General features: G+C 37.7%; 13 protein-coding genes. 11 read left to right on the top strand and 2 right to left on the bottom strand.

Annotated elements, in window-relative coordinates; all coding sequences use genetic code 11:
• Nucleotides 1-275: 275 nt before the first annotated feature.
• The 10 genes from HNQ80_RS02770 to HNQ80_RS02725 all read left to right on the top strand — a co-directional run bounded on the left by HNQ80_RS02770 (nt 276) and on the right by HNQ80_RS02725 (nt 9,874).
• Nucleotides 276-1,025, top strand: a complete 750-nt coding sequence (locus HNQ80_RS02770; protein ID WP_184307959.1) for a MerR family transcriptional regulator — start codon at nt 276-278, stop codon at nt 1,023-1,025.
• 150 nt (nt 1,026-1,175) lie between these two features.
• Nucleotides 1,176-2,012 (top strand): nucleotidyltransferase domain-containing protein, encoded by an 837-nt coding sequence (locus HNQ80_RS02765; RefSeq protein WP_184307957.1) that lies wholly within the window; start codon nt 1,176-1,178, stop codon nt 2,010-2,012.
• 82 nt (nt 2,013-2,094) lie between these two features.
• Complete coding sequence (locus HNQ80_RS02760; RefSeq protein WP_243182940.1) at nt 2,095-3,138, top strand: hypothetical protein; 1,044 nt, start codon at nt 2,095-2,097, stop codon at nt 3,136-3,138.
• A 193-nt stretch (nt 3,139-3,331) separates the two neighbouring features.
• Nucleotides 3,332-3,787 (top strand): C-GCAxxG-C-C family protein, encoded by a 456-nt coding sequence (locus tag HNQ80_RS02755; RefSeq protein WP_184307955.1) that lies wholly within the window; start codon nt 3,332-3,334, stop codon nt 3,785-3,787.
• Nucleotides 3,788-4,048: 261 nt separating this feature from the next.
• Entirely contained in the window at nt 4,049-4,411 is a 363-nt protein-coding gene (locus tag HNQ80_RS02750) for a DUF2294 domain-containing protein (RefSeq protein ID WP_184307953.1), read from the top strand.
• Nucleotides 4,412-4,540: 129 nt separating this feature from the next.
• Nucleotides 4,541-5,785, top strand: coding sequence for an OFA family MFS transporter (locus HNQ80_RS02745; protein WP_184307951.1), 1,245 nt, complete (start codon nt 4,541-4,543; stop codon nt 5,783-5,785).
• Nucleotides 5,786-6,067: 282 nt separating this feature from the next.
• A complete protein-coding gene (locus HNQ80_RS02740) occupies nt 6,068-6,913 on the top strand; it encodes an ABC transporter ATP-binding protein (RefSeq protein ID WP_184307949.1) in 846 nt (281 codons plus the stop codon).
• Nucleotides 6,864-7,790 carry an iron-hydroxamate ABC transporter substrate-binding protein gene (locus HNQ80_RS02735; protein WP_184307946.1) on the top strand — a complete coding sequence of 309 codons (927 nt, stop codon included), beginning with the start codon at nt 6,864-6,866 and terminating at the stop codon, nt 7,788-7,790. The genes HNQ80_RS02740 and HNQ80_RS02735 overlap by 50 nt, the downstream gene beginning before the upstream one ends.
• A 72-nt stretch (nt 7,791-7,862) precedes the next feature.
• Nucleotides 7,863-8,870 carry a FecCD family ABC transporter permease gene (locus HNQ80_RS02730; RefSeq protein ID WP_184307944.1) on the top strand — a complete coding sequence of 336 codons (1,008 nt, stop codon included), beginning with the start codon at nt 7,863-7,865 and terminating at the stop codon, nt 8,868-8,870.
• Nucleotides 8,867-9,874, top strand: coding sequence for a FecCD family ABC transporter permease (locus HNQ80_RS02725; protein WP_184307943.1), 1,008 nt, complete (start codon nt 8,867-8,869; stop codon nt 9,872-9,874). The genes HNQ80_RS02730 and HNQ80_RS02725 overlap by 4 nt, the downstream gene beginning before the upstream one ends.
• Before the next feature lie 13 nt (nt 9,875-9,887).
• Here the strand turns inward: HNQ80_RS02725 and HNQ80_RS02720 are convergent, their stop codons facing one another.
• Together HNQ80_RS02720 and HNQ80_RS02715 are read right to left on the bottom strand one after the other, a co-directional pair.
• Nucleotides 9,888-10,739 (bottom strand): DMT family transporter, encoded by an 852-nt coding sequence (locus HNQ80_RS02720; protein ID WP_184307941.1) that lies wholly within the window; start codon nt 10,737-10,739, stop codon nt 9,888-9,890.
• 13 nt (nt 10,740-10,752) lie between these two features.
• Complete coding sequence (locus tag HNQ80_RS02715) at nt 10,753-11,937, bottom strand: class-III pyridoxal-phosphate-dependent aminotransferase (protein ID WP_184307939.1); 1,185 nt, start codon at nt 11,935-11,937, stop codon at nt 10,753-10,755.
• Nucleotides 11,938-12,106: 169 nt separating this feature from the next.
• Here HNQ80_RS02715 and HNQ80_RS02710 point away from each other — a divergent pair, with 169 nt between their 5' ends.
• On the top strand, nt 12,107-13,462 hold the full coding sequence (locus HNQ80_RS02710; RefSeq protein ID WP_184307937.1) for an aminotransferase-like domain-containing protein: 1,356 nt from the start codon (nt 12,107-12,109) through the stop codon (nt 13,460-13,462).
• Nucleotides 13,463-13,539 lie beyond the last annotated feature (77 nt).

The raw sequence follows: 13,539 nt of genomic DNA, 5'->3' as shown, positions 1-13,539 counted from the left end.
CGTCTACCTTAACGCAAAATCAATATTTATGCGTGATAGCATCATTTTTATCAAAGCGCATGTCGAAGTCGCTATCTAGACGTTCAAGTAGTATTTCTAAATAATAGTTTATGACTATCTGACGATTGGATATTATTGTCATAGAACGCTAAGCCATCGAGAATTGAGTTGGATAACCGCTGCAGACCTTAAAAAGAGGAGACAGTAACTTTTTTTAAAAACCTCTTGACTCTTACCTTAGGTAAGGGATTAACATTATATTTGAGGTGATAATATTGCAATATTATACTGTTAAAGAAATTGCAGCGTTAACGGGAGTGACAATAAAGACACTCCATCATTACCACAAAATAGGGTTGTTAGAACCGTATAAGATGACAGATGCCGGCTATCGTCTATACGGGATAAAGGAGTTGGAAAGGCTGCAACAAATTTTATTTTATCGGGAACTGGATTTTCCTCTCACCGACATAAAAAAAGCTCTTGAAGATGAACCGAGTCGAATTGCGTGCTTAACAAAACAACATAAACTGCTTTGTGCGCGCAGGCAGAGAATGGATCGTTTATTAAGCACCATTGAAGAATCGATTGTCTTCACAAAGAAAGGAGAAAATATGGATAAATCAGCAATGTTTAAAGGTTTTGATAAGGAAGAATGGACGGAGGCACTTACAGAACAGAATGAGTATCTCAAGGATAAGTATGGATATGATATGCTAGACAGCCAAGAGATTGAACCGGAGCAAATGAATAAGCAAGCGTTGGAGGCACAGCAGTTTACCAATTGTCTGATAAATGGATTGAAAAGTGGATGGAGAGCAGATGATGAAAGATTGCAAAAAGCATTGAAAGAGCATATTTCATTTTTAAATGAGCATGGTACAAATATGGATGGAAAGTCATTCGTAAATTTAGCAAAGTTCATGTTAGAGGATGATTTCCATAGAAATATGCTGGAAGGTCAGCAAATAGGTCTTTCCTATTATCTCTACACAGCAGCAGAAATGTATGCAGCTAAAGCATAGCTTTTATGAAAACTATGCAATATGTGAGGGATCAAAAAACCTTTGAAAAGGAAAAGGCGAGTGAATGACTCGCCTTCTCTAAACATTAATAATTGCGATTGCATAGAGAAGAAAAAGAATTTGTGTAAACAATATGGAGATGAAAATTTTATGACAATACAAAATATTTTAAAGGAAATTAGTGAAAGTTTGAAGGAAATACCTGGTATTGTAGGCGTTGTTTTAGGGGGATCTAGAGCAAGAGGTACCCATCACCCTACTTCTGATATTGACATTGGGATATATTATGATGAATCGGAAGGTTTTGATGTTCGGGAAGTTGACAGGATTGCTGCAAGAATGGATGACGAGCATAGAGAAAACTTAGTTATGTCTTTAGGCCAATGGGGTTCTTGGGTAAATGGCGGTGGATGGCTTGTTGTTCAAGGATATCATGTTGACTTCATATTTCGCGATGTTAAGAGAGTGTCACAAGTAATTGATGATTGTTTGATGGGAAAAGTTTCTGCTCATTATCATACTGGACATCCCCATGCTTATCTCAATGTAATGTATATGGGTGAAATCTCGATTTGCAAAATATTAGTTGACCCAACGAATCAAATTTTTGAGTTAAAAGCTAAGACCCAGCCCTATCCCCGAGCTTTGAAAGATGCCATAATCGAATATTTTATGTTTGAAGCATCCTTCTCTTTGATGTTTGCGAAGAATAATGTTGATAAAGATGATATTTCATATGTTTCAGGACATTGCTTTCGAACTATTTCCTGCTTGAATCAAGTCTTATTTGCCAAGAATGAAGAATACTGCATTAATGAGAAAAAGGCTGTTCGAATGATTGATGGGTTTAATATAAGACCACAGGAGTACAAGACAAGAGTAGATCAGATTTTTACATTGATTTCTTCGAGCAAGGATCGCACAAGAGAAGGTGTAGATATGCTCCAAGAGCTTGTTGCCGAAACAAAAATGCTACTTGATCAATAGGTAGGCAAATCTGCATGGAATTTTAGATCTTATGTACGCAATTATACCAGTAGAAGAGAGTAATCCGTGGAACTCCAGTAATATGAGAAAATTAAGAATTGGTGGAAATATTGACAAGGTGGAACTAAAGACACGCTACCGCCGTCTAAAGATAAGAATCAATTCTTTAGGAGGTAATCGCATGAAAAAAATATTATCACTTGCGCTTATTTTATTGTTAAGCGTCTCTTTATTTGGCTGTGTAAAGAAAAGCAATGAGACTTCCCAGGAAAAAGAATTACAACAAAAAGAGGAACCACAGAAAGCCGAGGAAATTGATAAGGAGACAGTTGCGGACTTGGTTGAAGCATTCGGTAACCAACTCCAATTCGTCTCACTACAAGGTCCTCAAGATATAGTGAAAAAGAGCATGCAAGAGAACTACGGTGATTTTGTGTCCCAGTCGCTTCTAGCAAGATGGATAAGTGATCCAGTAAATGCCCTAGGGAGACTGACTTCAAGTCCGTGGCCGGATCGCATAGAAGTTCTAAGCATTGAGGGATTATCAGAATCTGCTTATGAAGTGAAAGGGGAAATTGTTGAGATAACAAGTGCAGACAAGGAAAATGGGAGGACTGCTGCAAGGCAGCCGATTACCCTTGTGCTAAGGAAAATCAATGATCACTGGCTTATTGATGAAGTCACCCTCGGCGCTTACGAGGAAACTAACGGAACGATTTATAAAAATACCGAATATGGCTTTCGCTTTTTCCTACCGGAAAGTTGGAAAGGTTATGAGATTATGACGGATAAATGGGAGGGTTTAGCTTCAGGTGATTCAGAAAATAAGGATACGAATGAAACGGGTCCAATGATTTCTATCAGACACCCCCAATGGACATCGCAAAACCAGCGACAGGATATTCCCATCATGATATTTACCCTTGGCCAATGGAATGCATTACAACAGGGAAAATTCCATATTGGCGCAGCACCTATGGGGCCTAGTGAACTTGGTCGTAACACGAAATATGTTTTTGCGCTCCCAGCCCGTTACAACTATGCATTTCCGACGGGATATGAAGAAGTGGAAAATATTCTTAAGGGCAATCCTCTTCAGCCCATGGAAAGCGAATCCCTCGAATAATTAATAAATGATTCTACTAAATTGAAGTTGTTCCTAGAAAATAGAAGCAAAGAAATTCATATGAAAACTCCTTTCAGGTGTAGATGCAATCCCATCATCCTCACTAGAAAGGAGTTTGTACGTTTGCCTAAAAAGGTCTGCAGTGTTGACAAATGGACTAAAATTAATTATGGTCAAAATGAGGTGATAATATATGAACAATTCCAAGGATGCAGTGAAGTTATTTAAAGAAGGGTATAATTGTTCCCAAGCGGTGATAGGCGCATATTGTGATGAATTAGGTATGGATTTGGAAACAGCATTAAGACTATCCTCTTCCTTTGGAGGTGGCATGGGAAGTTTAAGAGAGGTTTGTGGAGCAGTTTCCTCAATGTTTATGGTTGCTGGACTTAAGTATGGATATGCTGACCCAAAAGATAAGGCTTTAAAACAAAAACATTATGAGCTAATCCAAGAACTCTCCCAGCGATTTAAGGAAAAAAATGGATCTATTATATGCAGAGAACTTTTGAATCCAGAGACATATCGTGATGCCTCTAGTACAAAAGAGGGGGGTCTACATAAAAAACGTCCTTGTGTAGAGCTTGTGGAATGTGCGGCGGAAATTATTGATGATGTATTGAATACAAGAGCGTTGGCTTCATACTAAAGCCAGAAAGGACTGAAAAAAAGGATACAAGCTAGGTATCTAAGGATAAAAAAGCTTAGGTTAGCTGAAAAAATCATTAATAATTATGAAATATAGTTGTCAAGTTATATAGAGAAATATCCATGAAGATAAATGATATATTCATGCAAATAAATTGATAACTATTCATTGAGTCTTATGATTTAATATGCTATAATTGTTACTCATATAGCGTTTGATTCGATCATCGGATTGTTTTAAATGATATATGGAGGGGATCGAGTGACAAAAGGACAAGTTGAGGCCAAAATAAGTGAAGCAATTAGCAAGTTTGAGATTGACAATATGGGTAGAGGTCCAGAAAAGATCAGAACAATGATTTTTCAAGATTTAATCGTGGTAAGGCTGAAGGATTTTTTAAGTACGGCAGAAAGAAGTTTAGCCCAAAGCAAAGAAGGAATTGATCTGATAAAAAAAGTAAGAACTGCATTGTTTGAGAACTCAAGGGATAGCTTGGAGCAAGCTGTAAAATCTATAATAGATGTCAATGTTGTAAGTACTTATTCCGATGTGAGTACCAAAACCGGTGAAAAAATTATAGCCATCGTAGTCGATCAAGATATTGAGGAGAAATTTACTAAGTAAAACTGGAAGACGTATTGAAGGATCTCGGATCAGTCAAGAGTAAGCCAATAACAATAACTCGAAAAGGGGGTTTTTGTTATTGGCTTTTTTATTTTTAATAGGATAAACGTATAGAAAGTGGTGATAGGAATGAATCAAGGATTATCCAAATCAAATCCTATAAAGCACCCTCAAAGATGGATGTTTGTTTTTGGGGGAATTATTATCATGATGTGCTTAGGGACAGTCTACTCTTGGAGCACTTTTAGACTGCATATTGAAAAGATATTCAATGCAGGGGCTACTTTAAGTGGACTTCCCTATATGACATCTTTGGCTTTCTATGCATTCTTCATGTTTTTAATCGGGAAATATTTGGATCGGTATACACCTAGACAAGTTATTTCAGCAGGTGCTTTCCTCGTCGCTTTAGGATGGATATTATCTGCATATGCGCCAAATATTTATATTTTAACAATTACCTATGGTGTCATCATTGGGACTGGTGTGGGAATAGCTTATGGTGTGCCGATGACGGTAGTAGCAAGATGGTTTCCTGAAAAGAAGGGTTTAGCGGTAGGACTTGTATTGATTGGATTTGGACTCTCTCCCCTTATCACTGCACCCCTGGCAGGAAATCTGATAGAAGCCTACGGGGTCATGAAAACATTTTTGATATTGGGAATATCTTTTGGGATTATCATACCGATAGCATCCTGTCCCCTCAAATATCCAACAGATGCAGATAACAAATACCTAGAAACAGCTTCTACAGGGAAAGAAGATATCCATGATATGGATACAGCCAAAATGGTTAAGTCAGCGGGTTTTAAGGCTTTGTATTTTAATTTTCTAATTGGGGCAATGATTGGGTTAATGTTAGTCGGAATGACAAGTAATGTTGGTGTTGAATTCATGAAAATACCTCAAAAAACAGTTGCTTTGTTCATACCATTATTTGCAGTTTTTAATGGGATCGGCAGACCTATATTTGGTTGGCTGACGGATAAGATATCATCTAAAAAAGCCATGCTAATTTCATATGGGTTGATTATCATAGGGGCGGTGTTAATACTAACGGCAAATAAGGGGAACTTGTTTTTGTTTAGCATATCGTTTTCTATATTCTGGTTTAACCTTGGTGGCTGGTTGGCTATTGCACCGAATTCCACGATGATTATGTTTGGAACAAAACACTATAGCCAGAATTATGGCGTTGTGTTTACAGCATATGGGGTCGGAGCAATTATTGGTGTTCTGGCTTCTGGAATGCTCATGGATGTCCTTCAGGATTATCGGATTATATTTTATTTTGTAATTACTTTATGTAGTGTAGGTATTTTATTATCAAGAAAAATAATAAAAGCTGATAGCACAGAGGGCAGGAGTTTGTAGAAAAACAAGGGCATATAAATTGAGGTGTTATGCAATTGATTAACACGAAAATATCTGCTTATGACGAGACCACTGAAAAAGCTTTGCTTTTTCAGTGGCCTCTAATTTTATTGCTTCTTTTAAATATGGTACATAAATGATAGAGCCAAAACCAGTCAAAGTAAGTAGTCTATTTTAAATAACTATTGACAGTAGTTGGGAATAGAATTACAATAATCAGGTGGATGATATTGATAATCATTAACATTTATTTTTTAAATTTTTAAAAATGGAGGTTACATTATGGTTCGCCTATATACAGAAAGCATAAACATTGGCTATGGTGAACGTTTAGTTGTGAAAGATCTCAGTGTAGAAATTCCAAATAAAAAAATTACTACGATTATTGGTTCCAATGGCTGTGGAAAATCTACATTATTGAAAGCAATCACTCGCATTATTTCCCATCAATCTGGGGCAGTCATTTTAGATGGAAAAAATATCTTGAAAGAAAACACAAAAATACTGGCTAAAAAAATGGCCATTCTTCCACAAACACCAGAGGGTGCAAGCGGATTAACAGTGGGAGAGCTAGTGTCCTATGGCCGTTTTCCCTATCAAAAAGGCTTTGGACGTTTAACTAAAAAAGATCATGAAATCATCGATTGGGCGCTTGAAGTAACAGGGACAAAAGATTTTAAGTTCCGTGCTATAGATGCATTATCAGGAGGTCAACGGCAGCGTGTCTGGATTGCAATGGCCCTTGCGCAAGAAACCGAAATCATATTTCTGGATGAACCGACAACCTATTTAGATATGGCCCATCAACTAGAAGTATTAGAACTTTTGCAAAAGCTGAATGTGGAACAGGGGAGGACTATTGTAATGGTTCTTCATGATTTAAATCAAGCTGCTCGGTTTGCAGACTATATTATCGCTTTAAAAGACGGAAAAATCGTGAAAGCTGGAGATTGCGAAGAAGTTATGAATCAGAGCGTGCTGAAGGAAGTATTCCATATTGATGCTGAAATTGGTAGAGATCCCCGGACAAACAAGCCCATGTGTATTACATACAATTTATTAAAAGGAGAGTGGAAAAATGAAAAAAATATTCATTCCTATACTACTGATATTTGTATTAATTATTAGTGCTTGCAGTAGCCAATCAACAGGAAAAGAGAGCACTTCTGCTCCAAAGGAAAATAAACCAGAAACCATCATATATGAATCTGAGAATGGCCCTATTGAAGTTCCTGCTGACCCACAGCGGGTAGTCGTACTTTTTCATTCTTTTGCAGGAAGCGTAATGGCATTAGATGTAAATCTTGTTGGTGCAGATCCTTGGTCAAAAATGAATCCACGTTTTGCAGATAAATTAAAAGATGTTGAAGAAGTAACAGATGAAAGTTTAGAAAAAATTCTTGAATTAGAGCCGGATTTAATTATTGCTTTATCAAGTATTAACAATGTTGAAAAGTTAAATAAAATTGCCCCTACCGTCACGTTTACATATGGAGAAGTCGATTATTTAACACAGTTTTTGGAAGTTGGCAAACTGCTGAATAAAGAAAAAGAAGCCCAAGCTTGGATTGATGATTTTAAAACACGCGCACAAAAGGCTGGAGAAGAGATCAAAGCGAAAATTGGAGCAGAGGCAACGATTTCTGTTATAGAAACCTTTGAAAAAGAGCTTTATGTATTCGGTGATAATTGGGGACGCGGCACAGAGATTCTTTATCAAGAGATGAAATTAAACATGCCAGAGAAAGTAAAAGAGATGGCTTTAAAAGAGGGGTATTATGCATTATCACCTGAGGTTTTACCTGAGTTTGCGGGAGACTATTTAATCTTCAGTAAAAATCCAGATGCGGACAATTCATTCCAGGAAACTGATACGTACAAAAATATTCCTGCTGTGAAGAGTAATCGTGTGTTTGAAGTCAATTCTGAAGAGTTTTATTTTAATGATCCACTTACGTTAGAGTACCAGCTAGACTTCTTTAAGAAGAGTTTTCTTGGTAACTAATGTTGGGAGAGGATATCTTAACAGAAAATATCTCCTCCTTTATTCTATAATAGGAAAGATGAGCGAGTGAAGATGAAAGAAAATCAACGTTTCATTCTATTTGCATATAAACTGTTCTTGACAATACTTGCATTTGTTGGAATGTTTTTTGTGGCCATGGTGCTGGGGGCAGCAGATATCTCTGTTAAAGATGTCTGGGCTGCACTTACAACGAATGCAGTGGGAGATAAAATCTTGATCATCCGCGAGATCCGCTTACCCCGTGAAATTGCAGCAGCTTTTGTTGGTGCTGCATTGTCTGTGTCTGGCGCGATTATGCAAGGAATGACTAAAAATCCCCTTGCTGATCCAGGTTTGCTTGGATTAACTGCTGGTGCCAATGCCGCGCTGGCTTTTACAATTGCATTTTTCCCTTCGGCTGGCTATTTGGGAATCATTATCGCTTGTTTTATTGGAGCGGCTGTTGGTGTTACTTTTGTTTTTGGCATTAGTTCCATAAAAAAAGGTGGGTTTTCCCCTTTTCGAATTGTATTAGCGGGTGTAGCCATTTCAACATTTTTATACGCCTTGGCAGAAGGCATCGGTATTTACTATAAAATCTCAAAGGAAGTATCTCAGTGGACGGCGGGAGGGTTGATTGGCACCTCATGGAGTCAGCTTCGCATCGTTATTCCAGTTATTTCAATTGGTATACTTATTGCTGTTTTTCTTTCAAGACAGCTTACCATTCTTAGTTTGAGAGAAGAAGTGGCCGTTGGATTAGGGCAAAAGACAACCCAGATAAAAATGGTACTTTTTGTAGTGATTATTTTATTAGCAGGAGCTTCCGTTGCTCTTGTTGGAAATATGGTATTCATCGGTTTAATGATACCTCATGTGGTTCGTGCAATGGTGGGAACCGATTATCGATTTGTCATACCCATGTCAGCCATTTCAGGAGCCACCTTAATGCTTTTTGCCGATACACTTGGGCGTACGATCAACGCACCATATGAAACACCTGTAGCAGCCATTGTATCAATGATGGGTATCCCATTCTTCCTAGTTATTGTGCATAAAGGAGGAAAAGTGTTCTCATGATTCAACCCACTTTAATAAAGAAACAGCGATTGATTTTATATGCCTTACTAGCACTAATCATCATTACAATTGTTACCGGGATGGGAATGGGATACGCTTCACTATCTTATGATCGCCTGATTCCGACGCTTCTCGGTCAAGGCACTTTTAAAGAGGAATTTGTTTTATTCTCTGTTCGACTGCCACGAATCATCATTACATTGTTGGCTGGTATGGCGCTTTCTTTATCTGGTGCCATTTTGCAAGGCGTTACACGCAACGATTTAGCCGATCCAGGTATGATAGGTATTAACGCTGGAGCTGGTGTTGCCATTACTGTTTTCTATTTATTTTTTCCTATCAGTGGAGGCGTATTTGGTTTTGTGCTCCCCCTAGTTGCTTTTGCGGGAGCTCTCATTACGGCTTGTGTCATTTATCTGTTTTCCTATCACAAGCCTGAAGGTCTTCAACCTACAAGGTTGGTTCTTATTGGCGTTGGATGCTCAACGGCACTTTCTGGATTGATGATTGTTCTTATTTCATCTGCGGAGCGTATAAAAGTAGATTTTATTGCAAAATGGCTGGCAGGAAGTATTTGGGGAGCTGATTGGCCCTTCATTTTGGCGATCCTTCCATGGTTAGCCATCCTGATTCCTTTTACGTTATACAAAGCAAATCGATTAAACATTCTTGGATTGAACGAAGCAGTGGCCATTGGCGTTGGTGTATCCATTGAAAAGGAGCGGATTCAACTCCTATTAGCAGCTGTGGCATTAGCAGCTTCTGCAGTATCTGCCACAGGAAGTATTGCATTTATTGGATTGATGGCGCCACATATGGCCAAGGCTTTAGTAGGACCTAGAAATCAATTGTCTATTCCCGTTGCTGTTTTGCTTGGCGGATGGCTGTTATTATTTGCAGACACAATCGGACGCCACATGGTTGAACCCGAGGGTATTCCGGCAGGTATTATGGTTGCTTTAATCGGTGCACCCTATTTCATATATCTATTATTGAAGAAATGATGAAATATGAGCTTCAATTCTGTTGCAAGCTAGGGCTGTCTTTCCTTGCTTGATATATGCTTCTGATCGTTATCGCAAGAATAACAATCATACCTCCCCAAAGCGCATGGTGTCCAGGCAGCTCCCTTGTAAACCAGAATACCCAAATCGGATTGAGCAAAGGCTCAATGACAGGAATCAAAATTGCCTCAATTGCTGATACATGTGGAATTGCAACTGTATATAAAATATAAGAAATCCCTAGCTGAAATATACCTAATATTAGCAGTGCAAAAAGACTGCTCCAGCTTGGAATAGATGAGAAGAAAAACGGTAAACCAATGACAAAAGTAAATATATTGCCTAATAATGTTATTTCCACTGGAGAACCTTCATTCTGAAGCTTTAGAAGAATAATCATACTAGCCATAGCAATACCGCTCAATACAGCAATAAGATTCCCTAGCATATGACCTGTACGCAAGTCACCAATAAAAAACAGGACCATCCCTAACATGACCGCGATGATAGCAGCCCAATCTGATTTTTGAACCCTCTCCTTTAAAAACCAGCGTGAAAATAATGCCACCCATATGGGTGCGGTGAATTGTAATAGGATAGCATTGGCTGAAGTGGTCAGTTTATTGGCGGTCACGAACAATATCAGAAGGGCGGCATAGGCAGATGCACCGAGTAACGTAAGCTTCTTTGTACGTACATTAGGCTTTCTTAAATAGCAAAGCATAACTACTGCGGCAATACCGCTGCGGCCACCGGCGATTGCCATGGGATGCCAGTCTACAAGCTTAATAAATAGTCCTCCAATACTCCATAGAACTGATGCTATGATCATATATTTGATTGCTTTTTTTCGATTTTTATCCATAACGAGTACGCTCCTATACTTTTAGCTCATTCAATAAAGATTTAAGATCTTTACACATACTGATGATATCGTGTTTTGTGATCGTCAATGCCGGAGAAAATCGTAATACATTTGCCTGGGGAACAATTCCAATAAAATAGCCTTTTTTCAACATCTTCTCAGCTATCCATTCTGCAGCATTTTCAATGCTTAGTTCTACTGCCAGCATAAGACCTCTTCCCCTGACATCTTTTACGACAGGGCAGGTTTGCTGAATTTCCAATAAATAATCCTTAAAAAATTCTCCGACGCGGATCGAACGGTCGATTATCTGATCCTCTTTAAAAACATTGAGAACTTCATTTGCAGTAGCACATCCAAGAGGATCATTTTGATGGGATTGTGCATAGATAAAATTTTTTATTTCAACCTGATAGGCAACATCATGGCTCATGACTACAGCGCTGATTGGATAGCCATTGCCAAGGGATTTTCCTAGCGCTATTATATCTGGTGCTACATCGTAGTGATTATATCCAAACCATTTTCCGGTTCTTCCAAATCCCGTCGTAACTTCATTTGCAACGATCATACCTCCATGATTCTTCACTTCTTTTTCTAAACATTTAACCAGTTTATAGGGTGGGAAAAGAACTCTTCCGCACATGGCAGGTTCTAGAATAAATGCTGAAATATTACTGAATTCGATTCGGTTGAGCAGATTGCATTCTATAGTACATTCTGTGTTTGGACAGTTGCTGCATTGTAGAAAATCTATTTCAACCCACTGTTCTTTATTACGAGGAATTCCTGAGTTGAAGAAGGCAGATAGATATGAGGTAGAGAATGTCAGGTTTTTTTTATTGGGTAAAATTAGCCTTGAAAGTCGTATGGATAATTCTACAGCCTCACTGCCAGAACTCAAAAATACAGCTCGCCCATCTTGGAAATGAAATAATTCAAGCAAATTTACAGCCAAAGCTTCTGCAATGTCAGAAGTCAGCTTATGGTGGAGATGTACGATTTTATTAATCTGTTCAATCATAGCGGCATTGACTCTTGGATGGCTATGGCCTAACGCTGCACACCATATTCCAGCTTCAAAATCGATAATCTTTTTGCCGAAACTATCGAATAGATAGGTGTTCTCACCCTTTGTGATGTCTGCCTTCATCATTGGGTGACAATTCAATATGTGCTCTAATTTTTTATTACTCATAGAATCCTCCTTTTCCAGCAACAAATTTATTTCCTATTATGATTCAATTATATATACTGGAAATATACGGTACAATGCCAAAGAAATACCTCTGTACCGGTATAGAACCATCTATGCCTTTTAATCGATTGGCATAGAAGTGCTCAAATAATCATGCTGAGGTGAGATGATGAAAAAGAAATATGAACTGATCATAGGGTATATCGAAAGACTTATCGCAGAAAAGCATGTAAACCAAGGAGATAGACTGCCCTCCATTCGGTTTTTGGCTGAAAAATATGGCTGCAATAAATCCACTGTAATACGGGCTTATCAGGAGCTTGAATTGAATCATAAGATATATTCTATTCCCAAGGGAGGATTTTATTTAGTAGAAAAGAATCCTGGGAATCATGATGAATACGACAGCATTGATTTTTCAGAAGTAATGCCAGATCCCAAATTGCTTCCTTATAAAGAATTTAATCATTGCATAAACAGGGCAGTAGAATTGTATAAAGATAGTTTATTTTCTTATGGAGATGCCCAGGGCTTGAAATCTTTAAGAAAAGCACTTTTGAATCATTTCAGCGAGCATCAAATATTTACTTCAGCCGATAATATTTTTATCACTTCAGGAGCCCAGCAAGCCCTAAGCATATTGGCCAAAATGCATTTTCCCAATAATAAGAGAAATATTTTAGTGGAACAACCTACCTATGGATTAATGCAGGAGCTTGTAGCATTAAACGGAATAAAGTTGATTGGAATCAGTAGAAATCAAGAGGGAATAGATTTGAATCAATTAGAAATGATTCTTAAAAATGAGGATATTAAGTTTTTCTATACAATTCCTAGATTGCACAATCCTTTAGGAATGAGCTATTCAGAAAAAGTAAAGAGAGAGATTGTGCAGTTGGCGGAGAAATACGATACCTATATTGTTGAAGATGATTACCTTGCAGATATTGATATGGACAAAAAGGCACTGCCTGTCCATTATTATGATATATTCCAGAGAACGATTTATGTGAAGAGTTTTTCAAAAGCATTTATGCCTGGAATCAGAATTGGCGCAGTTGTACTACATGAAAAGTTGAGAAAGGAGTTTTCAAAACATAAACGATGTCATGACCTAAATACTTCCGTATTGGCCCAGGGAGCCTTAGAAATTTTTATAAATAGCGGGATGTATAAACATCATATTCGAAAAGCTCAATTAGAATATCGAAAAAAAATGGACTGTTTCAGAGAATGTGTTGAGAATCTAAACATGACAGAGGTAGAATTTAAAATTCCTGAAACAGGATTTTTTGTTTGGATAAAGCTGTCAAATGCTATAAATATAAATATTTTAGAGAAAAGATTAAGGGAAAGAAATATCTTTATTTCTCCTGCTGACTATTTTTTTATTGGGAATAATAGAAGTGAAAATGCTTTTAGAATATGCATTTCGAAACTTACAAAGGATCAAATGAAAACTGGAATAAGGATAATATTTGAGGAGATACACAAATTGCAGAAAATCAAAGAACAGCTATTCTAAGAAACTAAAAGTTGTACGATATAAATCGGCACTGAAGTCGGGGTAGTCTATTTTTTAGGAAAATATTGTATAATAGT

The organism is Anaerosolibacter carboniphilus, from assembly GCF_014205875.1.
GTDB classification, from domain to species: Bacteria; Bacillota; Clostridia; order Peptostreptococcales; family Thermotaleaceae; genus Anaerosolibacter; species Anaerosolibacter carboniphilus.
The sequence above is the reverse complement of the archived record's forward strand: the minus strand, read 5'-3'. Positions and strand labels throughout refer to the sequence as shown.